Here is a 23,795-nt window from a genome sequence, read left to right on the forward strand (position 1 = left end):
CCTTTCAGATGTTCGAGTTGACTGTTTTTCGTGTGGTGCACATTTGTTTTATTTTTTACAAGAGAGGGCTGCTTTATTCCCAGCGGTCGCTCTAATGGCAAAAAGAATCTTCCCAAGAAATATGTTTTGATATACAATAAATGAAATGATAGAATAGTATTGGATATTGATACTTTTTGTAATATAAGGAGGAAAGCACGTGTTCGAAAACGACATTTTGGTGGCCGGTGCGGATCCTGGGTTTGGCGCCATTAAGCTCGATATTGGCGATACAAAGATATTATTCCCCGCTGTCATTTGTAATGGCAATGAGCGGATTTTTTCTATTTTAGGAAGAACTGATCCGGAAAAAGGATCTGACATTGATAAACAAATCGCCTCCTTGGATGTTATTGTGAAAAATAACTCCAGCGGTGTTGAACGTCATTATTTTATGGGAAGCCTTGCGGAAAGCCTGAATCCGAAAGATGCCCATTATTGCTGGGATGAAGATAAATCCACAGACGAAGAAGCCATGGCGTTGCTCATCGTCGGCCTGGCGTTGGCGCAGCCGTATCCTAAAACCAATATTTATCTGGGTACCGGCGTTCCGGTCAAATTTTATGCCGCACTTAAAGATAAGTATGAAGCTGAACTCAAAGGGTCGTTCTCCGTGACTTTTCTATCCGGGCCTTTTAAAGGGCAGACGCGCAGTATGAATATCCTCCGATCCCGTGTATTGCCGCAAAGTTACGGGGTGTTTATCAAAGAGACACTGACGGAAGACGGTAAACCCACTAATAATAAATTGTTTGGCGGGTATGTTGTCGTGATCGATCCGGGCTTTAGAACGGCTGATATCGCGACCTTCTACGACGGTGTGATGCTTGATCCTCCGAACTCTTTCAGTATAGAAAAAGGACTGCAGTGGTGCTATCAGGGGGTTGCCGAGAAGCTGAAAGAAATGACGATGGATCACACCAACCCTATCGAGACGGATGATAAGGAATTGGATAAAATCTTCAGGGTAAATAAGGGACTCTATCCGTGGAACAACGGTGCCATCGACCTCAATCCCATCATGAAGAGGATGCTTTCCCAGCTTGCTTCAGATATTTCCAGAGAAGTCATGAAAACATTAAAACCGATGGCCGGCCGAATCCATACCGTTCTCGTTGCCGGTAAAGTCGGGGAGATGTTATTTGATTATCTTAATTTAGATAATAAAGTTCTAATCGATGATCCGCAATTTGGTAATGCATCCGGTTTTCGGATCATGGCCGCGAACCTGGTAAATAATCTGACCCGGAAAGTAAATGTTGACTGATGAAGACGACAGGTCATCTGGTATTCTACATTTCTGAAAATGAAGATTTCGAACTCTGGCGGGCCCTATCCCAGATTCCGTCCGAGGAGAGGTCCGCTTTTGTCAAGGAAGCATTGCGCTCGGCTATCCTCCAGCCCAACGACGCCCAAACTGATATGCGAACGAGCATTCATCGTCAGCCGGTCAATGGGAATAGACCGAACACTCTTTTACGGTTCGACCGCAGTGCCGGAAGCAGGGATGGTGGAAGCAGCGGAAGCCAGTATACGCCGGTCAGTGATTTGGCCATGGATGAACTTGGCTATGACGCGATTACGGAAGCCGACGATAAAGTACTTCTGAACATCCATCGGCCGATCGAAGACGACCTGGAGGACACCCGCATCGAGGAACTGATCCATGTCAGTGAATCACGATCCAAAAACACGCTTCCCGGACTGGATTTTCTGCTGACCAATGTGATTGGGGAAGAGGACGATGAAAATGTCATCGAATTCTTCCGAAAGAACCAAACGGCGGCCGGAGAAGAGGAATAACATAACATAACTTAACTTAACTTAATTAGGATAGTAATGAGTGAAAGACGCCATTGGCGTCTTTTCTATATTATGGGCTTTGGCCTGTTGAGTACACGAAGTGTACGAAACAATAAACCACCCGCTATGCGGGTGGGGACCAAAAAGTTATACAAAAAAATCACCAATGAGTTAAAGTAGAGTTGTTCAAGCTACTAAATTAACTAGAAAGGTGATTTTAATGGCCAACAAGGAATACAGTTTAGCCCATACGAAGTGGATGTGTAAATATCACATCGTGTTCACACCTAAGTATAGAAGAAAAATAATCAATAACTCAACTTTCCGTGCGACCGGGCAAGGTCGTGTGATTTAGCGGGTGAAAATCCCGTCCGATAAGGACTAGCCAATCCAATCGGTAGCGAGTCATGAACATAAAAAGGTAACTTAATATGTTAAGCGTTGACAGTCAGGCAGTAGGCCTGAAAGCGATTGAGCCTCGAAATGAGTAGAAGTGAGAAGGCTGACGGCGTCGAAACGGCCGGAAAGCAATATGGTTATATCCGAATTGGCGAGGATATAACTACTTCTCCGGGGTCGAAGAGCCAGGCATGCTGTACAATGATCACACCGCAACCCGGGAGACCCTGCCAACTCTTCTTTAAGGAAGTATGGCAAACAACTTTAACAAAGAAGAATGCCAAACGGTTGGCAGGGAGTCGGATGGCTGAATAGTACCGATGAAGCCGGGTAACGCCGACGGAGGGAAGGCAGCCACATACAACCGCTCTTACTAAAGACACATTATCTACGCACAGGAGTAGGGAAATGATGGAAACAAAATTAGTAAGAATAGCAGAGATAGCGAGGGCTAATCCAGAAACAAAGTTCACATCCTTGTATCATTATATGAACAAGGAGCTTTTGCAGGAGTGTCACAGAGAACTACAAGGAAACAAAGCTATCGGTATTGACGGTGTGACGAAAAAGGAATATGAAGAGAATCTGGAGCAGAAACTTGATGACCTTGTTGAAAGACTCAAGAAAAAGAGTTATCGACCGTTACCAGCCAAGAGGGTCTATATCCCGAAAGGAGACGGCAAGGAAAAGAGACCGCTAGGGATTGCCTGCTATGAAGATAAAATTGTCCAACAGGGGCTTAATAAAATATTGCAGGCAGTGTTTGAACCAATATTCCTGGAGTGTTCGTTTGGTTTCCGGCCTCAGCTCGGATGTCATGATGCCTTGAAGAAGCTTAACAGCGTTATAGAAAAAGGCAAGATTAGCTATATCGTGGATGCAGATATAAAAGGATTCTTTAACAATGTATCGCACGAATGGCTGATAAAATTTATGGAACACACCATAGCAGATACGAACATGATCAGGCTAATTAAAAGGTGTCTAAAGGCAGGAATAGTGGAGGGCGGAAACTGGGAAGAAACTGAAGCCGGCACACCGCAGGGGTCTATCATATCCCCAGTTCTTGGAAACCTATACCTGCATTACACACTTGATCTGTGGTTTACCAAGGTGGTCACCAAGAAAAGCAGAGGACAAGCCTCCATGGTAAGATACGCGGACGATAGCGTATTCTGTTTTCAATACAAAGATGATGCAGAAAGGTTCTACGTAGAGTTGAAATCAAGGCTAGCAAAGTTTGGTTTAGAAATAGCGGAGAATAAAACAAAGATAATTGAATTTGGAAGATTTGCCGAAGAAAATCGAGCCAGAAGGGGTATGGGCAAAACGGAAACATTTGATTTCCTTGGATTTACACACTACTGTGGCAAAAGCAGACAAGGTAAATTTCGCGTAAAACGCAAAACAAGCAGGAAGAAATATAGAGCAAAGGTGAAAGAGTTCACTCAATGGATGAAAACGAATAGACATAGCAGCATACACGAAATCTTCAAACAGGTAAAAGCGAAACTTGAGGGGCACTACAGATATTATGGAATTACGGACAACAGCAGGATGCTGGGTAAGTATCGCTATGAGGTAACGAAGACGATTTTCAAATGGATGAACAGAAGAAGTCAGAAGCGGAGCTTTGATTATGACAGATTCAATAAATATTTGAAAGTAAATCCGTTACCGATACCTAAAATCTATGTGAATATTTATGGATAAGCCAGCGCTAAGAAAGAAAGGAAGTATGAGGAGCCGTATGCCTTAATTGGGCTCGTACGGATCTGTGAGGGGCAGGCGCTGCGAAGCGACCTGTCTACTCGACCACCATTAAATAATGGTTAAAGGCATGATTCTTCTGACGCATCAGGCTGCAAACAACAATCGTTCTTTGAAAGACCGTGGAATAGTGCTAAGAAAAGAATCCATAATCGTATTAGCTAATTCCTGGCTTATTACTGGAAAATTGTTTAGAACACGCCTGAGAGTATCGATTAACAATACTAATGCTTGAGAAAGTTTGAGATCTTCCATTTCATCACTGTAATAGTAAAATAATTCTCCAATGGTCCTATCATCCTGAGTATTCCTGCTTTCAACTGCCAACATGATGTAGCGCAGAAATACGATGGATGTTGCGGCTACCTGAGCATCATAGCTTCGTCCTTGGTATTCTTTAGCCAGAGCCAAGTAGGTCTTGCATACTTTAAAGAATACCTCGATGTCCCAGCGTTTACCGTAAATACGGACAATCTCTTCTTCAGATAGCTCTAAATCCGTACTCAGGAGAGCCAGCCAATTTTTCGATCGTCTGTCTTGAACAAAAACAATTTTCACATCGGTTAAGTCTTGAATATTTTTTGCCTCACGTATTTGAACTGTTATTGAACCGATGATCCCCGTTTTAGCATCAGCAATATCACCTGCCAATTTACGAAGTTCCTGAAGGGGTTGCCATTTGCCGTTATGGTGGTAATGAATCTTCTCTGTAATCTTCAACATGCAGATAACATCACGTTTTTCTTGCTTGACTCTTAAGATTGTCTTAGGATGGGCAAACCAGCTGTCAAAAAGAACGTACTTAGCTGAAATATGAGCAGCTGAATGGAGAAGATTGATCAGAGCATCGGTTGTACTTCTCATCGCCTCGGTTCTTCTTTTGTAAGCGATTGTTCGCTTATCCAAAGGCTTAGCCGGATTCAAGATCTTCTCCGGTTTCTGGGAACTTAAGAGTGAAAAACCAATAGGCAGGAATGTATTTCCATCGGACCAGCCCAAAGTCAACATTCGGAAGCCTTTCACAAATTTATGGGTTGTGTGGTCAAAGACCCGGGTCATCAGTTCAACTTTCTTACTTCGACTTCTGCTGTAAAGAGAATCATCAACAATGAGTACCGATTTCCGATCATCACTAGTCAAACTGTTAACAAAATCAATAACCTTGGATGCCATTAACAATAGAAGCTTTGACCAATTATAATGACCGGCGTTTAAGAAGCGATAGGCTGTATTTTTACGGAAAGATAATTCTTCGGGTTTCATTTCAAGTGTTCTAAAGAGATTCTTTCCGGTAAAAACAAGGGTAAAAAGTTCTTTTAAGATAGTGACACACGGGATTCCTGATTCTTTATAAAAATTACAACGCTTGAGGAGTTTGGAAAATGAATTCTGGATAAAATATTGATCGATTCTTGAGGAAACAGCATTTTCGTTACTTGTTAAATCTGGTATAATACTGGTCATAGGAAACCTCCAAAGTACTGGTATTACTGGGTTTGTGGTTATTCTCATTATACCAGATTTGGCGGTTTTCTTGTTTTATTTAACCATATTTTCAAGGATTTTGAAGGTTTAACCTACCCCCGAAGGGGGTGGGAAAGTTGAGTCAATAATCAATACCGCGAAAGTATAGCAGAAATATTAAAACAGTTATGCGGGTATAAGGGAGTGGAAGTTATTGAGGGGCACCTGATGTTGGATCACGTCCATATGTTAGTAAGTATTCCGCCCAAGATCAGCGTATCGAGTTTTATGGGATATCTGAAAGGGAAAAGCGCATTAATGATATTTGACAAGCATACAAACTTGAAGTATAAGTTTGGGAATCGTCATTTTTGGGCGGAAGGTTATTATGTGAGTACAGTTGGGCTTAATGAAGCAACAATAAAGAAATATATCGAGGAACAAGAGAAACACGACATAGCACTGGATAAGCTGAGTTTATAAGAGTATGAAGACCCCTTCAAGGGGTAGCAAGTAGTACAAACGCCCCTTTAGGGGCGGCAAAATTGGCAACGGCATAGTGGCTTGAACGAAAGTGAAAGCCAGCGTCTTTAGGCGCTGGCCGGTAACTAAGGCTTATAGCCGTAGAGCAAACTACCCGTTTGACGGGTAGTGATGATTTCAACATCGTGACAGGCCATAAATTCTTCCCGCTCCTCCACCGGTATCCCCAGGAGGATGACCGCCCGGGAGAAACTAAGATAGGAATCCGGATTCGATAATAGAAGAGGATGTTCCCACGGTTACGGGAGCAAAATTGCATGAAGAAAGTGTCAGGGATGTTTTGAAAAATGAAAAATACAAAGGCGATGTTATGCTCCAAAAAACATTTATAGAGAACCACTTAAGTTGATTAAGGAAATAATTATTTATGACACAAAATTGGTAGTGAGCCTGCTCAGAAGCGGCTGAAATAGAGTGTGAAATATTAAAGTAATTAAATCATCATATACTTTCCAATTGTTGTAAGAATGTAGTTTTGACATTGAAACCTTAATTGAATATAGTATTTGTTGAACTTTCGTTGAAAAAAATATACTATACTTAGGTTAAATTTAAACTTGGAGATGATATCTATATGTTCAATATATTAGTGGTTGAGGATGATCAGTCGTTAAGAACACTATTTTGCACTGTATTATCGAAGAATGGTTTTTCATATTTTGAAGCAGAAGATGGAATGGAAGCATGGGATATTCTTGAAAAGCAGTATATTGACCTTATGATTTGTGATATTATGATGCCGAATGTCGATGGCTATGAATTGGTCAAGAGCGTGCGGGAGAATGGATATAATATGCCGGTGTTGATGATAACGGCCAAAGATACTTTTGAAGATATGCAAATGGGATTTCGTTTAGGCACTGATGATTATATGGTAAAGCCAGTTAATGTGAATGAAATGATATTGAGAGTCAACGCTCTTCTGAGAAGAGCACAAATCGTCAATGCAAAGAAAATACTATTTGGTTCTATAGAACTTTACTATGATGATTTGACAATTTTTCTGAACGGAGAAAGTTTGATTATTCCACAGAAAGAGTTTTATATACTTTATAAGCTTCTCTCAAATCCAAATAAGGTTTTTACAAAGCAGCAGCTTATGGATGAAATATGGGGCATGGATACAGAGAGCGACCCGCATACGTTGGATGTTCATATCAGCAGGATCAGGGAACGGTTTAAGGAAAGGTCTTCTTTCGAGATTATAACCATCAGGGGACTAGGATATAAAGCGGTGAAGTCAAATGCGTAAGATAAAAGATAGGCTGACAATTTCTCATATATTTGCACTGATTATGGCGGTTATAATGACAGTATCCATGGTACTCACATATACAATAATTTATATCTTATTGCGGTTAAGCGTTAGCCCAATAACAGGAGCATTAACATCTTCTTCGTTTATCGCCATTTTGAGCATTGTGGTAGGAACAGTAATTTCTACGTATGTTTCAAAGAAAATGCTTCGTCCTATTTTAAAAATTAATGATGCTGCCAAAAAAGTGGCTATGGGGGACTTTTCCGTTCGGCTGGAAGAAAAAAGTATAGCAAAAGAAATTAAGGAAATAGCAGAAAGCTTCAATGTGATGGTACGGGAACTGTCCAATACTGAGACGTTAAGGAATGATTTTGTCAGTAATGTTTCGCATGAATTCAAAACGCCGCTCTCTGCAATTGATGGATATGCAACATTATTACAGGATGACACGCTCTCAAGGAAAGAGGAAGATAAATATATCGGATATATTTTAGAAAACACAGGGCGATTGTCCAAACTCACGCAAAACATTCTCTCACTTTCACGTCTTGAAAATCAGGAGATTGTTCTCCAGCAGGAACGATTTTCACTGGATGAACAGATACGACGCGTTTTACTAAGCTATGAAAACAAATGGGAGGAAAAGAATCTAATCATAGATTTAAATCTTGAAAGTATCATGTTTTATGGCAACCAGTCCCTCCTAGCGCAGGTTTGGAGTAATCTGATTGAAAATGCTATCAAGTTTTCTAATAAGGGTGGAATGTTATCTCTAGACTGTTTATTAAAAGGAGCAAATGTTGTTGTAAACGTTAGGGATAACGGTATTGGCATGGGAGATGAGGTGAAAAAGCACGCCTTTGATAAATTCTATCAAGGAGAGCGTTCACATAATGTAAAGGGAAATGGCCTTGGACTTGCATTAGTAAAACATATTGTAACGTTATATGGGGGTACTGTGTCTCTGGAAAGTAAAAATGGGGTCGGAACGGAAGTTACAGTAACATTAAAAGCTGAAGAATTACAATAGATCAAATTCCTAATTTATTTGCATAAGCTCTTTTTAATAGTGGAGAGCTTTTTTTAATGTTTTGCAAAGTTGAAGTTTAGTTGAGGAGTATTTGAGGTTGATTTGAATTTTGCTTGATAGACTATAAATATAAGAGCGAATTGGAAGGTTCTTTTCCCTTTGAAGCTTGCTATGGACGATTTTCGAAAGCTGATACAATTTCCTGGCTGAAAACCAAACAGCGCAGGGGAAATTAACTTTTTTTCACGAAAGGCAATGGCCATGAAAATACTTCTAGTCTATCCTGCGTCCCCAAACTCATTCTGGAGTTTCAATTATGCCCTGCAGTTTATTTCGAAGAAGTCCTGTTTTCCGCCTCTCGGGCTTCTTACTATTGCCGCCATGCTTCCAGGCTCATGGGAGAAGAAGTTAATCGACATGAGTATAACGCCCCTGACGGATAATGACGTCCAATGGGCGGATTTCGTATTTATAAGCGCGATGGTTATACAAAAGGATTCAGCCAGAGAGATCATCGATAGATGTAAGGTTCTAGGTGTTAAAACGGTAGCCGGCGGCCCGTTGTTTACCTGTGAGTATTCGGATTACGATAATGTTGATCACTTGCTTCTGGGTGAAGGAGAATTGACAATTCCTGATTTTATAGATGATTTTAAAAAGGGCAGTTTAAAGCATACTTATCGCTCAGAGAGATGGGCGGATTTATCACAAACACCAGTTCCAGCCTGGGAGCTTATCGATTTGCGAAAATACGCGACTCTTAATATCCAGTATTCCCGTGGATGTCCTTTCAACTGTGAATTTTGCAATGTGACTACTCTTTTTGGTCATACGCCCAGAACAAAATCAATAGAACAGCTTCTAAAGGAATTAGATACCATCTATGACAGAGGATGGAGAGGCAGTATTTTTTTCGTAGATGATAATTTTATCGGAAATCGTAGAAAGCTTAAGGAATACATACTGCCGGCTCTGATCCAATGGATGGAAATAAAGAAATATCCGTTTACTTTTCTTACCGAGGTATCAATCAATCTTGCCGATGATGAAAAATTAATGGAGCTAATGGCAAAAGCCGCGTTTAAGTCTGTCTTTGTCGGCATTGAAACAGTTTGTGAAGATAGTTTGGCGGAATGTAATAAACTCCAAAATAAAAACCGCAACATGGTCGATTCCGTTAAGAAGATGCAGCGTTTTGGACTTCAAGTGCAGGGCGGATTTATCGTCGGGTTTGACAGTGATAAGTCTACAATTTTTGATAGGATGATTAATTTTATTCAGGAGAGCGGAGTTGTTACTGCCATGGTAGGATTATTGAATGCCCCTAAAGGAACCATGCTCTATGATCGTCTTGAGCGTGAAGGCAGGATATCTTCCGACTTTAAGGGTGACAATACGAATTATTCTACTAATTTTAACCCTAAGATGAATTCAGTTGTCTTAATGAACGGATATAAGCATATTATCAACACGATTTATTCACCAAAGCAGTATTATGAACGGATTATGAATTTTTTGAAGGAGTATAGACCTGTAAAACTAGGTAAGCCCCATTTTGGTATTTATGAATGTTTAGCGTTCTTCAAGGCCAATTATTTTCTTGGAATAAAGGGAAAAGAGCGAAAGTATTATTGGAAACTATTTATATGGTCGGTAATTAAGCGTCCGGATGTGTTTCCGCTAGCCATAACATTATCAATATATGGTTATCATTTTCGGAAAATATTTGATGTGTAAGATTAACGGCTCAAGACTTGTTATGACAATAACTATTATAGATAATCTAATCATATGAGGTGAAATTATTGAACTACAGAATAATTGCAGATAGCTGCTGTGACTTAACGCAGGAGCTCAGAAAAAAGTGGGGAGTAACCACTGTCCCTCTAACCATGACTTTGGGTGAAGCATGCTTTGTTGATGATGACGCTCTTGACCTTTCGGGTTTTATGGAAGAAATGAAAAACTGTGAGGATAGGGTTGGCTCAGCTTCTCCGTCGCCTATGCTGTATAAGGAGGCGTTTCAAGGTTCACATACCTCTTTTGCTGTCACCTTATCAAGTAATCTGTCCGGCTCATATACGAGCGCAATGTTAGGGAAAGCTATGGCGGAAGAAGAGAACGCGGATGTTCATGTTTTTGATTCCAAGAGCGCGACGGCAGGAGAGGTATTAGTTGTTTGGAAAATCCTAAAACTGATCCAAGACGGGATTCCAAAGTCAGGGATCATTTCTTCGATAGAAAGCTTTATTGCCGAGATGAAAACCTATTTTGTTTTAGATAACATTGATAATCTGTTAAAAAACGGACGGCTTAACAAAATTACCGGGAAGTTGATTTCTGTGCTAAATCTCAAGCCGATTATGGGATCAGACGGACATGGGAATATCACGCTGTTTTCGCATGCGCGTGGGCAGAAACAAATCATAGAAAAGCTGGCAGATACAATAGAGGCAAGCGGCAGAAAAACCGATGGAGAAGATATTGTTATCACTCACTGCAACAATGCCGGACTTGCTGAAAGGTTGAAGGACACGATTAAAGCCAGATACCATTTCAAGGAAATACTCATTTTGCCAACGAGAGGATTAAGTTCTGTCTATACCAATGACAAAGGGATTGTTATGGCATTTTGAAGGAGATTAGAAAAATGAACATACTCGTTAGCATCAATTATAATTATGCAGAGCAATTTATTATTTTGATACGTTCCATATTGGAAAGTAATCCCCAGGCTAATATCACAATTTATCTGCTCCATTCTTCATTATCGAATGAAAACATTACTTATTTTAAATATTACATTGAAACCCCGCGCTGTACCATCAAGGCTATTCATGTTGATGACGAAGAATTTACGAACGCCCCTGTCAGATTTCACTGGTCACGCGAAATATATTATCGCTTGCTTGCACCATGGGTTTTGCCGGAGGAAGTAAATCGCATTTTGTATCTTGATGCTGATATTGTAGTGATAAATTCACTTCGTGAGCTATATGATTTAGATCTCGGAGATTACTGTCTCGCTGCTGCTTCTCATGTTTCGGGAAGTTCATATTTTATTCACAGTATTCGATTACAATTACCGAAAGGAAGTTATTATATTAATTCAGGTGTCATGTTGATGGATCTAAAAAAAATGCGAAGCTTATACGATAAGGATGTTATCCTGAACTTTATCGAAAAAAGAATGCATACGCTTTGGATGCCGGACCAGGATGTCATAAGCGTATTATATGGCCGCCATGTGCTGCCGCTCGATACGCTTCTTTACAATTTAGACGATTGGCATTTTGCCATTAGTGGCAGGGCAATTCCGAAATCCCGACGAATCAATGCTATATGGGTTCGAAACAATACGAAAATCATCCATTACAGTGGCAGAAATAAGCCTTGGAACAGCAAAAGCCACAGTGAGCTGCACCAGTTTTATAATGATGTTAAGCAAAACCTAAAGCAAATGACACATTAAAGTATATTCATTGAGGAGCAAAACAATGGATGACATTTTTATGGATGAATCCAAGTGGTACACGTTGGATAATACGGCGAAGTTATATCCCATTATTACCAGCGCAAAAAGCAGCTATGTTTTCAGAATAGCTGTAAAACTTAAGCAGGATGTCATCCCTTCTGTTCTGCAGCAGGCGGTAACCGATTGCAAATCACGGTTTCCGACTTTTTATGTCAAGCTTAGAAAAGGATTATTCTGGTATTACTATGAGGCCAATGAAAAAACGCCGATGATTAAACCGGAATCCTCCTATATTTGTCAGGCGATTGATTCTCATAATAATAACGGATATTTATTTACATTTTTTCATTATCAAAACCGTATAAGTCTAGAAATATTTCATGGCATTTGCGATGGAAGGGGCGCTTTAGAGTTTTTAAAAACAGTTGTATATCATTATTTTGAATTGCTTGGATTTCAAGTGGAGAGTGAGAACCTGGTATTAACACTGGACCAAGAGCCGACATCTGTTGAAATTGAGGACAGTTACCTAAAAAACTTTTCGCTGACGGGAAGGAAACTGGACAAGATGGTGAGGGCTTATCATACATCTGGCACCCGTTTTCCTCAAGAAGGTCTTGGCGTTATTAACGGAAAAGTACGAACGGAGCAACTGCGAAAATTGGTAAAGGAGAATAAAGCTACGATAAGTCAATACATGGTCGCCCTTCTAACCCATAGCATTATTCAAACGGGTGATATAAAGAGACTATGCAATATGCCTGTAAACATTTGTGTCCCGATAGATATGCGTGGGTATTATCATTCAAAAACACTTCGTAACTTTTTTTTGTTTTTTCGCACGTCCATTCTTTGTAAAGAATATAAACCAAGCTTTGAAGAAATACTGACCAAAATCAAAAATCAGTTTTCATCTGAACTTGACAGGGAAAGGCTACAAAAAAATTTAAATTTAAATGTATCCTTAGGAAAAAGTACTGCTACCAAGTGCTGTCCATTAATAATAAAATGGGCGTTAATAAGGCTTGGTCACATTATTGGTTCGGGTATAATGACATCCACGATGTCAAACCTCGGAAACGTTGTTTTGCCTTCCTCGATGAATGGGCTTCTAGAGAATTTTGAAATGAACTTTGATGTTGCGGATCAATATACGCATAATTTGGGGATTATTTCATGTAACGGAATAACAACGATTGGCTTTACACGATGCGTTTATGAAACTGAGCTTGAAAAAACGTTTTTTTCATACTTGACCGATCAGGGGTTGGAGGTTGAGATACAAAGCAATTTTTGGGAAGGGGTTGTTTGAGGAGAAAACAATGCTATACTGTGTAGATTGTAAGATCACGATATCCGCAAAAACAAATCACTGCCCATTGTGTCACAGAGAACTGGAGGCTATCTGTAGCGAGGATTTAGAAAAGACATATCCTGTTTTTGAGCGGTTAAAAAAGAAGGACAGCAAACTGACCAAGACCATATCATTTGTGTCCGTTTTTTTGATTGCTTCCTCAGTGGTAGCTAACAAGGTAACATGGAGTGGAAATTTATGGAGTGTTATTTTTTCTTCCTGTGTGCTATATGCCTGGCTATTGGGATTATTCACATTTGCGAAGCGTGTACATCTCGGGCTGAAGCTTATCGGCCATGCCATAGCAATACCTCTTTTACTTGTTGTCGTCAACGCTTTTGCCTATGACACGCAAACCATCAATCGCGTATCATGGGCTCTTTCTTATGCCATGCCGTTTATTTTTATCTGCTTTATTATAGCGATTAACATCATCATGTTCAGTAGTCAGAAAAATTGGCGTGATTTCCTGATATATCAGTTGTCCTTATGTGTGCTTGGTTTTATCCCTTTAATTTTAGTGCTTAGTGGCATAGCACAGCCCATGACGCCCAGCATTATAGCCGCAATTTTTTCCTATTTGACCATTATCTGCATGGCTATTTTGGCAAAGAAAATAGTCAGGGAGGAGTTAATAAGGAAGTTTCATTTATAGATGAGTTTTTTAAATACGCCATAATGGTGTATAGAATATTAAAACCGAGGGAGGGTAATTTCAGTGGGCTTTAGTATATACGAGGCAGTGGTAAGGCCTTAAAATAAATATTTATTATAGAAGTTTATCAATAAAAAGGTGTTATGATAAAACATTTGAATATTATGAAAATATCAAGTAATATGTACTTAAGATAAAATCATCTTGTTATTTTGGGGGGAGGTCAAAATATATGGCGGTTGATTTTTTTCAGTTTTTGAATCCGGAGGCTGAACAAAAATCTTTTAATGAAAACCAAAAATGGTATGACAAACTTTCTAAAAAAGATGAATTTTGGACAAAAATAAATTTTGATTTAGGTGAAATATCAGAAAGGAAATTAAAGGAGTTCGAGCTTCCTTTTATGATGGATAGTACTCAGTACTCAAATACCTATAGAACTATGAACGAGATAATTAAACCCGCCTTTAAAGATTATTTAGGTTTAAGTAAAGAGGGACTTAGAATATATCTTGTTGTGAAAGAGCGCATTACATTTTCTAATGATGAAACTAAAATCGGTTATAAATCTGTGGAACATAAGGAAAGTTATTTCTCGACCATGAATAATGCCCTTAGTAAAGGTGAATTTGTGAATTTTCATACAAAATACAAATTAGAAAATCAGGGTCATTTTTGGGACGGTATTTTAATTCCTTTCAGTTACAATGGGAGCATTTTTAGTTCAGTATCGATTGTTTTAAACGATAATGAGATAGTACCTGAAATAAAAGAAAGCTTTTATTTTGATTGTCGATTTATTCAATCTAAATTGCAAGATAATCATAGATTTAGTGTTTATTTAGATTCTATTCTAAATGGACTTTCTGAGCCAGCACTTGTTTTAAATGAGTTTGGTGCGATTATTGCTGCCAATGATTTATGTTTAAAGCTGATTAATCTTGCTCAAAATTCAGCAGATAACCTGAATAGTACATTAAAAGAATATATTCAGGCCCGATTTCCCAAGTTGGACACTGGAGATAATTTTATTATAATGACTAATTCGGGGAGCTTTATTTGTTCAATAAAGAAAAGAATGCCGATATCTTCATATAGAGATAATAGTCATACGCTAATCGTGCTTAATGCAAATAGAGAATCTAATTCAATTTACTCAACACAAAAATCCAAAAGTTCTATTAAAAATCGGAATCCGATTGAATTTTTTGACCGCATTATTGGTGCTACACCTGAGATTATCGAAATTAAGAAAACATGTATGAGAATTGCCGATTCGTCTGTTAGTATTCTTATCGAAGGTGAAACTGGTACCGGAAAAGAGCTTATAGCTGAAGCCCTGCACCAGGCAAGTGGGCGGAAGGGTCCATTTATAGCAATAAACTGTGGTGCTTTACCCAGAGAATTATTGAACAGTGAACTATTTGGGTATGATAGCGGTTCATTTACGGGAGGATTAAAAGAGGGTAAAGCCGGCAAGATGGAATTAGCCGACGGAGGCACTGTCTTTTTGGACGAGATTGGAGAAATGCCGCTTGATTTGCAAGTAGCATTGCTGCGTTTTCTACAAGACAAAACAGTAAGCCGTATTGGTAGCAGTAAATCGAAAAAGGTTGATGTCAGGATCATCTCGGCTACAAACAGATGTCTGCAAGAAGAAGTAAATAAGAGAACTTTCAGGGAAGATTTATTTTATAGGTTGAATGTTATTAATATTAGAGTACCATCTCTTAAAGAGAGGAGAAACGATATTCCAATAATTATTGACCACTTCATAAAACAATTATGTGAAGCACACGGGTTTCCGTCAACTACAATAGACCAGAGTGCAATGCAAGCTTTGATGTCTTATGGATGGCCAGGTAATGTTAGGGAATTGCATAATATTATTGAGAGAATCTTGATCTTGAACGGACACGACATTATTACTTTTGATGACTTACCCGCAGATTATAAAATAAATAAGTTGACTATTGGCGTTAATGATGCGATTAAGAAAGAGAACAATTCCTATGTATTGAAGAATATGGAGAAAGAGCTAGTAGCTGCTGCCCTTAAAAAGCATGACTGGAATATAACTAAAGCAGCATATGAACTGGGAATAAACAGAAGTACTCTTTATAGTAAGATGCAAATTTATCAGTTTACACGGCCCCGCTAAAATAAGTCTTTATAATTTATTAACGATTTATTTCTGCATTAGTACATTCTCTTGAAAAATGGAATATTTAAAGAGTTACTGCCGGATATTGAATAGATAAATAAAAACAACACTGTTGTTGGATATAACAACAGTGTTGTTTTTTTCAACGTTTATCTCTAAATCGAGATAGGCTTTTATCCGCAATCTTAGCGTTTGTTATTGTTGGCACAAATGATGCAATTATTTAAGAGTGTAGTGAGTAGTATGTTGATTAACTTACTTAGCTCACCGTGTTATACAAATATATGCATAGTGAGGTGATTTGAGTTTTTAGATTTTAGAATCCAGAATAAATGGAATACCCCCTATCCAAGTCTACTGGTTTCTAATTAATACTGGTTTCTAGTTAAATTTATTTAATATTTTATTTATCAAATGGAGGGAATTTATTATGGCAAAATTTGACGAAGATTCAACAATGCGTGAGCTTATTGAGGACGCTGCTGCAGCCGCAGTAATGGAAAAGCATCTCCCGGGAATTACTACAAATCCTGATCTTGAACAGGGATTAGGTTATTCCTTGGGTGTCGTAGCTGGTTTTCCTGAAGCTGGTATTTCTGAAGAAATGCTGGCAGCGATTCTTAATGACTTATCACAACTCGGATAAGTATAAGAAATAATCAGACCTGTAACACCCAAAATTCATATAGAAATTCTCTAATCTTGAATAATCATTCACAGGTCAGATAGTAGCATGTATCAAAGCCAAGCGGATATGAAATTAGAGACATGCAATTTATTTGTTTAGGGGGAACTCAATGACATAGAAAGCATGGCTTTGATACATAGGCTATTACAGTAATTAATCGTTGTTTTTAGAATAGTAACGAAGCTGATCACAATTATCATTGATTTACTTTCTCCAGATAACAATTACGCTTAAAAATGAGCTGACACCTTTTAACAGTCTCAGAAATGTGGTGTTCTCGACTATAAAATAGAAGACTTAAACTTAATGGGAAAAAATTACAATTATTGATATAACAATGCAATTTTCTAAGACGTGATATTGGACCGGTTTACTAGCCGATCCTTAGCAAAACAATACTCAAAAAGTCTGCAGTGAGGTGATTTGGTTTTTAGAATGGCTGTTAATACGAAAGTCATCGAAAGAGGGTATAGAGAAAATATTCTGGTTTGTTTTGCATTGTACAGGCGTTTATTTCCCGGCAAAATGATTGCAATATGATTTTAAGATAGGTTTTATCTATAAATCACATTGAAAGTTAAAGAAAAGAATAAGGAGAGATGGAAAAACATGGCAGTAAAACACAAGAAAGAAGATGTATGGATTCCAACCGCGTGTAATCAGTGCTTTAATAACTGCGCAATTAAAGTGCATAGGGTTGACGGCATCGTTGTGGGCATTGAGGGCAATCCTGACAGCCCTGTCGGCATGGGGCATATTTGCGGAAAGGCGGCTAACGCGATCATGCAGCTGTATGATCCGAACCGCAAGACCAAACCTATGAAGAGAACCAATCCGAAAAAAGGTCTTAACGAAGATCCGGGCTGGGTAGAAATCAGCTGGGATGAGGCTTATGACCTTGCTGCCGAAAAGATCAAAAAAGCAAGGGCAAATAGTCCCAAGAGTATCCTGGGCTATTCCTCGATTACTAATGCTCCGGGTTTGCTTCCAGGATTTGTTAATTGGCAAACAATCACACTAGGCGGTAACTTCTATACCGCAGGCATTTGCGGTGCCGCCATCCATACGGTTCTCAACCGGTATTGCGGAAACGGCAATGCGGCTCCTGACTATGAACTTTGCAAATATGTCATCCAGTTCGGCACCCAGGCAGGCACGGTTACCCGTCACGGAACCAATATGACGGCAAACCGCTTTGCTACTGCCCGTGACAATGGCTGCAAATTCGTGGAGGTTGACCCCCATATGAGCGCCGGTGCGGAAAAAGCCGATGTCTGGCTGCCGATCCGTCCGGGTACAGACGGTGCTTTGGCGATGGCCTTTGGCTATGTCATTATACACGAACTAGGCAAATATGATGTCGAATATATTAAGAAGTACACTAACGGCTGTGACCTTGTCGATGTTAAAACCGGACTTATTGTCCGCGAAAATGAAACAAGGAAACCCTATTGTTGGGATCTTGCCGAAAACAAGGCTAAAACAATTGACGACGAGACTATCCAAGACAAGGCCCTTCTCGGAACCTACACTGTTAACGGCATCACATGCAAACCAGGTTTCCAATTCTATTACGATCATGTCAAGACATATACCCCAGAATATGCGGAGAAAATTACCACGATTCCAGCAGCGCAGATCCGCCAAATTGCTAAGGAATTGTTGGAAGCTGCCTGTATCGGCCAGACTATCACTATTGAAGGGAAGGTCTATCCCTTCCGTCCGGCTGCAGTAGACACTTTCTCAGGTACGACTCGCCACAAAAATTCTTATCTTTCTTCCTGGGCCATCATTTACCTGAATATTTTGATCGGATCCTTAAATGTTCCGGGTGGCTATATACCCTATGCTCCGACGAGCTTTGGCTACCCGGGGACCGGCAAACCCGTATGGTCGCCGGGAACCTATAAGCCGGACATGTTAATGGAACACAATGCGATGATGTATCCCGGTAATGAATCCGATTACAAAAAATGGGAAAGACCGGTTAAACTGGGAGGAGATTATGACCACGGCCGTGTAAGCCTCCAGCCCTTGAATATGATCCCCGATAATCATCTTGTCCCGGCTTTGCAGATAGAAAATGAAAAGTACAAAATTAAAAGAGCTGATTTATTCATCGTCTACGCTGGCAACCCGTTAAAGAACTGGGGCAGGCATGATCAAATGGAACAATTCCTGAGAACCTTTGAGTATATTATTCTATTTGACATGTTTTTATCGGATACATCTTATTTTGCCGATCTATTCATTCCGGAAGCGCAAGCTTTGGAAAGATATGATTTCTTCCCCAATCTTTCCGGCAATCACCTCACCCCCGGCAGCCTGACAACTCCGTGGTCTATGGGTATACGCCAGCCTGTCGTGGAACCCAGGGACGGATGCCCCAATGCTGTAACAAGCTTTATGGAAATCGCCGAACGCCTTGGACTTAGAGGTGCGTATAATACTACTCTAAATTCTACTTTCATGCTGAAAGAGTATAAAGTAAGCTCCAAAGAAAAATATACTTTCGAGGAAATGCTGGACCGGTGCTATAAAGAATGGTTCGGCCCGGATAAGGGCCTGGAATGGTTTAAGAAGAACGGCGTATTGACTTGGCCCCGCAAACCTGAAGAAGTTTACCTGATTCCGCACCATGGAGCGAGAGTTCCCGTTTACCTGGAAGGACCTGTCATAGTAAAACCGCAGGTAGAAGCCCTTGTTAAGGAAAATGGGATTCCCTGGGGGCCGCTCGATAACTTCCAGCCGCTGCCAGGATGGGTTCCTTGCAAGCACTTTGCAGTAACCAACCCGGAATATGATCTGATGCCGATCTACTATACCAATGCGCTTAATGTTGACAGCTGGGGCCACCGGAGTCCTTGGGCCGATGAAATCAACCGGAATGATCCCTATGGTTATACCGTGGAAATCAACCGGGCTACGGCTGAAGCCAAGGGGCTTAAGACCGGTGACGAGGTCATTTTCCAAACTGAGCAAGGCATATCTGTAGAAGGACGCTTGATGCTAGTCGAAGGCATCCATCCGGAGGTTATCTCCGTTATCGGCGGCAGCTGGGGCACCAAGTCCAAATATGAAACCATATCCCAAAACAAAGGGACTGCGATCTGTCATTTGATGGATTGCGTAGATATTGATTATTTTGACCTTGCCAGCGGAGCTTGGGATCAATGTGTAAGAGTTAAGGTGACTAAAAAATCTTAAGGAGAGATAAAGATGAGCTACTGTATGGTTATAAACTTAAAGAAGTGCGTCGGATGCGGTGCCTGTGCCACAACCTGTAAAATGGAGAATGGGACGCCTCCGGGAGTAACCCGTTCGAAAGTAATGAAGAAAGAGTTTGGGCACTTTCCGCATGTAAGAAGACTGAGTCTTCCGATGTTATGCATGCACTGTGATGATCCAGCCTGCGTCAAAGTCTGTCCAAGTGGGGCTACTGTAAAAGGCGAAAACGGGATCGTATCAGTGGATAAAAATAAATGTCTTGGCTGCAAAGCGTGTATGACAGCTTGCCCGTACGGTGCCCGTTATTTCCGCGAAGACGAGCATGGATATTTCGGCTCTCAATTGACTCCTTTCGAGGCTGTAAAATATCAGGCTATGCCCAAAGGCGTCATCGACAAGTGCGATTTCTGTAAAGACCGTTTGGCAAAGGGCTTAGAGCCAACATGCGTCAAAGCCTGTCCCGTCGAAGCCAGAACCTTCGGAGAAAAAGAAGAACTTATGGATTTGATTAACCAGAGAAAAGGGTACCAGCTCAGACCTGAAATGGGTACGGATCCTCACGTATATTATCTACAATAATGGCTATTCACCAGAAAATGAAGGGAGAAAAACTATGAAAGCAACCATTTTTCGTAATGTGGGCGAAATTGCAATCGAAGAAATCCCAACCCCTGTCGCAGGGCCTACCGATGTCGTGGTTAAAACCAAAAGAGCGGCTATCTGCGGCAGCGACCTTACCGCTTATGCTCATGACAATAAAGTTGTGGGGATTGGCCAGGGCAGCGAGTTTGGACATGAGTTTGTGGGCGAAGTCGTTGAAGTGGGCAGCGAAGTTAACGGTATCATACCGGGCATGCGCGTATTTGTCAATCCCACCAGAGCCAAAAAAGGATTTGACCTAAAATGTAATACGTGCGGTGCTTTTTCGGAATATGTATTGATTGAAAATGCCGCGCTCGGCTTCAATCTTTACGAACTGGCCGAAAATCTGAGCTATGACGACGCGGTTCTGACGGAGCCTTTCTGCGTGAGTACCCATGGGGCTGATTCGGTTAACCCTCAAAAAGGTGAAAAAGCCGTGATCTTCGGGGCAGGCCCGATCGGCCTGTGCGCTTTGGCCGCTCTGAAATCATTCGGCGTCGAGGATGTAGTGGTCTCCGATATGATCCCTTTAAGGCTGCAAAAGGTTAAGGATATGGGCGGAACTCCGCATAACTTTACCGAAGCAAAACTTTCAGGTTTCATTAAAGAACATTTTGGCACTGTCAGTTCAACCTTTGGCAAGTATGCCGATTGTGACATCTTTATTGACTGCGCCGGCGTTGAAAAAGTCATTTCTGATTTTTATACTTTTGCCAAAGTTGGTGCAAGACTGTCAATTGTTGCCGTTCATAAAAAGCCAATTGTGCTTGATCAAATGAACTTCTTCACCAAACAGCTGCATATTGTCGGTTCCTGCGCTTACGGCGATACCCAAATCAAACGCGTACTGGGGATTTTGGAAAAAGACAAATCAGTGCCTAAGAATTTGATTACCCATCGCTTTAAGTTTGCGGACATCAACCAAGCTTTCGAAGCAGCTAAAAACCAACAAGAGGCGATCAAGGTAGTCATTGATTACGAATAAGCACGATAACTCAGATGGATAGTATTAGTTCCAGTCGCTTAAATCATGTCTTAATTGGCAGATGAATAACCCGAATGATGATATATGATCTTAGGACACGCAGGAGGGCTCTACCCTCCTACGTGCTCAGATGTCGTTCGGGGCGGTTTCATAATCTGAACCCTATACCTATCTTACGAGGGAGGAAAAAATGAGTACGCAAAATGGTATTCCCAATGAAAATCTGAAAGCTCTTGATTTGTCAGGGCTGAAAGCTGCTCTTGGTCTGATAATCGAACAAGGGTGCGAAGTATTGCGTGAAGTTTCACAAAAGCCCCTTGAAAAGGGAACCGAAATCGTTCAAAAAGTAAGCGAAAACGGCAAAATCATTGTAGATAAAGGGGTCGAAACTGTCAAAAAAAATCCGGTGGCATCACTTCTGGTCGCTCTTGGGCTTGGATTTTTAGTAGTGTTGATTTTTAAGAAAAAGAAGTAATATGACGGATTAGGGGTGCTATGTCATGGAAAATTTGTCTGAAAGCATTAGTACGCTGGTCAATTTCTTGGAAGTGCAATTTACGCAATTCCGCGAAAAAATGTGGAAAATATTAGTAGCAATAGGTCTGCTCCTAGTGACCGGCGTTTTGTTTTTGGTGGGTTTTGCCATGACCGCATGGGGAATTTATCTCGGACTCAGCCTGTTAGTACCGCCGTTTGTAGCGGCAATAATCGATGCGGGCCTTGCTTTTGGTTCGGGAGTATGCATGCTTTTAATCGCAAAAAGGAAGATATTATAGCTCCCAAGTTTTTAGGCCTCATATAATTCTCAAAAAGCCTAGGTGATTTCGAGTAATAATGTTATTGGCTAAGAGCCAAATTTGAAAGGAGATATAAAAATGAATAATTACGGATTAAGTTTAGATTATAAAGAACAAAAAGAGTGGAGCAAGCCTCAAATGTGGCTGGAAATGGCAATCGGAGCAATCGCAGGAGGGCTTTTTATAACCTCTCTAATCTTTAAGTTTTCTTTGGGGGCGATAATCGCTGTACTTCTTATGTTATTAGGGAAAGGATTACTCCTATTATCAGATCTTGGAAGGCCGGAACGGATGCTTAATATATTTTCCCGGCCAAAAGATTCCTGGATCAGCAAGGGGGCGTGGGGATTAATACTCTTTGGAGTAACATCGGCAGTGAGTGTGGCACCGCTCGTCTTGCCAGGTCTATCTTGGCTGCCATGGGGAGGAGGTGGGAAAATACTCGGGATAATTGCGGGGGTGCTAGCCGCCTTCATGATGACATACGATGCCTACTTCCTATCCGAATCGAAGGGGGTGGAATTCTGGAATAATGGCGGTCTCCCCATGGTCTTCTTAACAAGTGCAGCGGTAGGAGGGATAGGCGCGTTCATGGTCTTGGCTCCGTTTAGCGGACTTGCCGTTGGAACAGGAACATTAGCCTTTATCAATACCGCTATTTTGGCTGCAACGGGGATTAGTCTTTATTCTTATCTGCGGTCGGCTGCTAGTGGTTCCGAAGGATCACAGGTTTCTATGCAATTGTTGATGAAGGGAAGAATATCTCCTGTATTCAAGACTGGTGTGGTTGGTGCAGGGATCGTAGTACCACTTTGCGTATCCATAGCGGCCGCATTGTTTGGCTGGATGCCATCCATGGCTTGGCAAATCATCGGGATCCTGGAAATTGTAGGTGTTGTCTTCTTACGCTACAGTATCCTGAATGCAGGTGTCTATTCTCCGCAGGCATAAAAAAATCATTGCATATCAATATATAGGGCGCCTGAGCCACCAAAAAAGGTGGTTCAGGCACAGCCTAAAATTGCAATTAAAGGCAAGGATAATCTGAAATCAAGCAAATATCTCCATTTATACTAGGTTTTCTTAGTGCTTAAAACAGATTACATCGGGAATATGCTTCCGGGGACTATATGATTTTCTCTTTATTATAATACTCTACAATGCATCAAGATAATTTTCTTCAGTTGGTTTTATTATATTTCATCAAATGAATGATAATATTTCAAACATTACAGACGGACAAGAATCGATAACGATTTGAACATTTAAACAATAATACTGGGAGGAGAGAATCAGGATGATTTCCATGAATGATATATTTCGATATAGAAGAGATCCACAAAAGCTAGCTGAAATCTATCATGACAATGCTGAAGAATTTGAAAAACTAAAGAAAAAATATCCCAAATGGAAGGAAATAATTTCCAACTACGACCCCGATATATTGTCAAAATTGGAAGCAATGGGGGTACCGGTCAATAACTGATAAACTAGGTTGCTA

Annotated in this window: 21 protein-coding genes and 3 pseudogenes; 22 read left to right on the plus strand and 2 right to left on the minus strand. The window is 40.5% G+C overall.

The window, feature by feature from the left end:
- Positions 1-199 precede the first annotated feature (199 nt).
- The 5 genes and pseudogenes from LPY66_RS08375 (at position 200) to ltrA (ending at position 3,954) form a co-directional block, all read left to right on the plus strand.
- Positions 200-1,306, plus strand: coding sequence for a ParM/StbA family protein (locus tag LPY66_RS08375; protein ID WP_337987623.1), 1,107 nt, complete (start codon positions 200-202; stop codon positions 1,304-1,306).
- Positions 1,306-1,842: a hypothetical protein gene (locus tag LPY66_RS08380; protein ID WP_337987624.1), complete on the plus strand. Its 537-nt coding sequence runs from the start codon at positions 1,306-1,308 to the stop codon at positions 1,840-1,842. Before LPY66_RS08375 ends, LPY66_RS08380 begins: the two co-directional genes overlap by 1 nt.
- A gap of 220 nt (positions 1,843-2,062) precedes the next feature.
- Positions 2,063-2,158 (plus strand): annotated as a pseudogene (locus LPY66_RS08385) (transposase); the annotation flags it as partial.
- Positions 2,159-2,325: 167 nt separating this feature from the next.
- On the plus strand, positions 2,326-2,556 hold the full coding sequence (locus LPY66_RS08390) for a hypothetical protein (RefSeq protein WP_337987625.1): 231 nt from the start codon (positions 2,326-2,328) through the stop codon (positions 2,554-2,556).
- 96 nt (positions 2,557-2,652) lie between these two features.
- Positions 2,653-3,954: a group II intron reverse transcriptase/maturase gene (ltrA, locus tag LPY66_RS08395; protein WP_337988049.1), complete on the plus strand. Its 1,302-nt coding sequence runs from the start codon at positions 2,653-2,655 to the stop codon at positions 3,952-3,954.
- A 144-nt stretch (positions 3,955-4,098) separates the two neighbouring features.
- Here the strand turns inward: ltrA and LPY66_RS08400 are convergent, their stop codons facing one another.
- Positions 4,099-5,475 carry an IS4 family transposase gene (locus LPY66_RS08400; RefSeq protein WP_337987626.1) on the minus strand — a complete coding sequence of 459 codons (1,377 nt, stop codon included), beginning with the start codon at positions 5,473-5,475 and terminating at the stop codon, positions 4,099-4,101.
- Between the two features lie 141 nt (positions 5,476-5,616).
- Here LPY66_RS08400 and tnpA point away from each other — a divergent pair.
- Positions 5,617-5,958: pseudogene (gene tnpA / locus LPY66_RS08405) on the plus strand (IS200/IS605 family transposase); the annotation flags it as partial.
- A 125-nt stretch (positions 5,959-6,083) separates the two neighbouring features.
- On the opposite strand, the pseudogene LPY66_RS08410 reads toward tnpA, so the two are convergent.
- A pseudogene (locus LPY66_RS08410) lies at positions 6,084-6,215 on the minus strand (DUF3102 domain-containing protein); the annotation flags it as partial.
- A gap of 377 nt (positions 6,216-6,592) precedes the next feature.
- Between LPY66_RS08410 and LPY66_RS08415 the strand changes: the two are divergent.
- From LPY66_RS08415 to LPY66_RS08490, 16 genes are all read left to right on the plus strand, one after another.
- Positions 6,593-7,270: a response regulator transcription factor gene (locus LPY66_RS08415; RefSeq protein ID WP_337987627.1), complete on the plus strand. Its 678-nt coding sequence runs from the start codon at positions 6,593-6,595 to the stop codon at positions 7,268-7,270.
- On the plus strand, positions 7,263-8,306 hold the full coding sequence (locus tag LPY66_RS08420; protein WP_337987628.1) for a HAMP domain-containing sensor histidine kinase: 1,044 nt from the start codon (positions 7,263-7,265) through the stop codon (positions 8,304-8,306). The genes LPY66_RS08415 and LPY66_RS08420 overlap by 8 nt, the downstream gene beginning before the upstream one ends.
- A gap of 261 nt (positions 8,307-8,567) precedes the next feature.
- A complete protein-coding gene (locus tag LPY66_RS08425; protein WP_337987629.1) occupies positions 8,568-10,043 on the plus strand; it encodes a B12-binding domain-containing radical SAM protein in 1,476 nt (491 codons plus the stop codon).
- 68 nt (positions 10,044-10,111) lie between these two features.
- The gene (locus LPY66_RS08430) at positions 10,112-10,942 is read left to right on the plus strand and encodes a DegV family protein (protein ID WP_337987630.1); all 831 of its coding nucleotides are present in this window, start codon (positions 10,112-10,114) and stop codon (positions 10,940-10,942) included.
- A 14-nt stretch (positions 10,943-10,956) separates the two neighbouring features.
- A complete protein-coding gene (locus LPY66_RS08435) occupies positions 10,957-11,778 on the plus strand; it encodes a glycosyltransferase family 8 protein (RefSeq protein ID WP_337987631.1) in 822 nt (273 codons plus the stop codon).
- 271 nt (positions 11,779-12,049) lie between these two features.
- Complete coding sequence (locus tag LPY66_RS08440; protein ID WP_337987632.1) at positions 12,050-13,093, plus strand: hypothetical protein; 1,044 nt, start codon at positions 12,050-12,052, stop codon at positions 13,091-13,093.
- A gap of 10 nt (positions 13,094-13,103) precedes the next feature.
- Positions 13,104-13,790 carry a DUF6320 domain-containing protein gene (locus tag LPY66_RS08445; protein ID WP_337987633.1) on the plus strand — a complete coding sequence of 229 codons (687 nt, stop codon included), beginning with the start codon at positions 13,104-13,106 and terminating at the stop codon, positions 13,788-13,790.
- Between the two features lie 232 nt (positions 13,791-14,022).
- Entirely contained in the window at positions 14,023-15,951 is a 1,929-nt protein-coding gene (locus LPY66_RS08450) for a sigma-54 interaction domain-containing protein (RefSeq protein ID WP_337987634.1), read from the plus strand.
- Positions 15,952-16,384: 433 nt separating this feature from the next.
- Positions 16,385-16,600, plus strand: a complete 216-nt coding sequence (locus LPY66_RS08455) for a hypothetical protein (protein WP_337987635.1) — start codon at positions 16,385-16,387, stop codon at positions 16,598-16,600.
- Between the two features lie 651 nt (positions 16,601-17,251).
- Positions 17,252-19,849, plus strand: a complete 2,598-nt coding sequence (locus LPY66_RS08460) for a molybdopterin-dependent oxidoreductase (RefSeq protein ID WP_337987636.1) — start codon at positions 17,252-17,254, stop codon at positions 19,847-19,849.
- Positions 19,850-19,861: 12 nt separating this feature from the next.
- Positions 19,862-20,449 carry a 4Fe-4S dicluster domain-containing protein gene (locus tag LPY66_RS08465; RefSeq protein WP_337987637.1) on the plus strand — a complete coding sequence of 196 codons (588 nt, stop codon included), beginning with the start codon at positions 19,862-19,864 and terminating at the stop codon, positions 20,447-20,449.
- A 34-nt stretch (positions 20,450-20,483) separates the two neighbouring features.
- Positions 20,484-21,497: a zinc-dependent alcohol dehydrogenase gene (locus LPY66_RS08470; RefSeq protein WP_337987638.1), complete on the plus strand. Its 1,014-nt coding sequence runs from the start codon at positions 20,484-20,486 to the stop codon at positions 21,495-21,497.
- Positions 21,498-21,687: 190 nt separating this feature from the next.
- Entirely contained in the window at positions 21,688-21,972 is a 285-nt protein-coding gene (locus LPY66_RS08475; RefSeq protein WP_337987639.1) for a hypothetical protein, read from the plus strand.
- A 25-nt stretch (positions 21,973-21,997) separates the two neighbouring features.
- Positions 21,998-22,273 carry a phage holin family protein gene (locus LPY66_RS08480; protein ID WP_337987640.1) on the plus strand — a complete coding sequence of 92 codons (276 nt, stop codon included), beginning with the start codon at positions 21,998-22,000 and terminating at the stop codon, positions 22,271-22,273.
- A gap of 99 nt (positions 22,274-22,372) precedes the next feature.
- On the plus strand, positions 22,373-23,245 hold the full coding sequence (nrfD, locus tag LPY66_RS08485) for an NrfD/PsrC family molybdoenzyme membrane anchor subunit (protein WP_337987641.1): 873 nt from the start codon (positions 22,373-22,375) through the stop codon (positions 23,243-23,245).
- Positions 23,246-23,600: 355 nt separating this feature from the next.
- Positions 23,601-23,780 carry a hypothetical protein gene (locus tag LPY66_RS08490; RefSeq protein ID WP_337987642.1) on the plus strand — a complete coding sequence of 60 codons (180 nt, stop codon included), beginning with the start codon at positions 23,601-23,603 and terminating at the stop codon, positions 23,778-23,780.
- Positions 23,781-23,795 lie beyond the last annotated feature (15 nt).

Source organism: Dehalobacter sp. DCM (genome assembly GCF_024972775.1).
In the GTDB taxonomy this organism is placed as follows: domain Bacteria; phylum Bacillota; class Desulfitobacteriia; order Desulfitobacteriales; family Syntrophobotulaceae; genus Dehalobacter.

Bases quoted from the DNA above. Each gene is read 5' to 3' on its own strand.
- LPY66_RS08390 (WP_337987625.1), top strand. From the start codon at position 2,326: ATGAGTAGAAGTGAGAAGGCTGACGGCGTCGAAACGGCCGGAAAGCAA.
- LPY66_RS08460 (WP_337987636.1), top strand. From the start codon at position 17,252: ATGGCAGTAAAACACAAGAAAGAAGATGTATGGATTCCAACCGCGTGT.
- LPY66_RS08400 (WP_337987626.1), bottom strand. From the start codon at position 5,475: ATGACCAGTATTATACCAGATTTAACAAGTAACGAAAATGCTGTTTCC.
- LPY66_RS08445 (WP_337987633.1), top strand. From the start codon at position 13,104: ATGCTATACTGTGTAGATTGTAAGATCACGATATCCGCAAAAACAAAT.
- LPY66_RS08480 (WP_337987640.1), top strand. From the start codon at position 21,998: ATGGAAAATTTGTCTGAAAGCATTAGTACGCTGGTCAATTTCTTGGAA.
- ltrA (WP_337988049.1), top strand. From the start codon at position 2,653: ATGGAAACAAAATTAGTAAGAATAGCAGAGATAGCGAGGGCTAATCCA.
- LPY66_RS08490 (WP_337987642.1), top strand. From the start codon at position 23,601: ATGAATGATATATTTCGATATAGAAGAGATCCACAAAAGCTAGCTGAA.
- nrfD (WP_337987641.1), top strand. From the start codon at position 22,373: ATGAATAATTACGGATTAAGTTTAGATTATAAAGAACAAAAAGAGTGG.
- LPY66_RS08420 (WP_337987628.1), top strand. From the start codon at position 7,263: ATGCGTAAGATAAAAGATAGGCTGACAATTTCTCATATATTTGCACTG.
- LPY66_RS08450 (WP_337987634.1), top strand. From the start codon at position 14,023: ATGGCGGTTGATTTTTTTCAGTTTTTGAATCCGGAGGCTGAACAAAAA.
- LPY66_RS08415 (WP_337987627.1), top strand. From the start codon at position 6,593: ATGTTCAATATATTAGTGGTTGAGGATGATCAGTCGTTAAGAACACTA.
- LPY66_RS08440 (WP_337987632.1), top strand. From the start codon at position 12,050: ATGATTAAACCGGAATCCTCCTATATTTGTCAGGCGATTGATTCTCAT.
- LPY66_RS08455 (WP_337987635.1), top strand. From the start codon at position 16,385: ATGGCAAAATTTGACGAAGATTCAACAATGCGTGAGCTTATTGAGGAC.
- LPY66_RS08470 (WP_337987638.1), top strand. From the start codon at position 20,484: ATGAAAGCAACCATTTTTCGTAATGTGGGCGAAATTGCAATCGAAGAA.
- LPY66_RS08475 (WP_337987639.1), top strand. From the start codon at position 21,688: ATGAGTACGCAAAATGGTATTCCCAATGAAAATCTGAAAGCTCTTGAT.
- LPY66_RS08380 (WP_337987624.1), top strand. From the start codon at position 1,306: ATGAAGACGACAGGTCATCTGGTATTCTACATTTCTGAAAATGAAGAT.
- LPY66_RS08435 (WP_337987631.1), top strand. From the start codon at position 10,957: ATGAACATACTCGTTAGCATCAATTATAATTATGCAGAGCAATTTATT.
- LPY66_RS08425 (WP_337987629.1), top strand. From the start codon at position 8,568: ATGAAAATACTTCTAGTCTATCCTGCGTCCCCAAACTCATTCTGGAGT.
- LPY66_RS08465 (WP_337987637.1), top strand. From the start codon at position 19,862: ATGAGCTACTGTATGGTTATAAACTTAAAGAAGTGCGTCGGATGCGGT.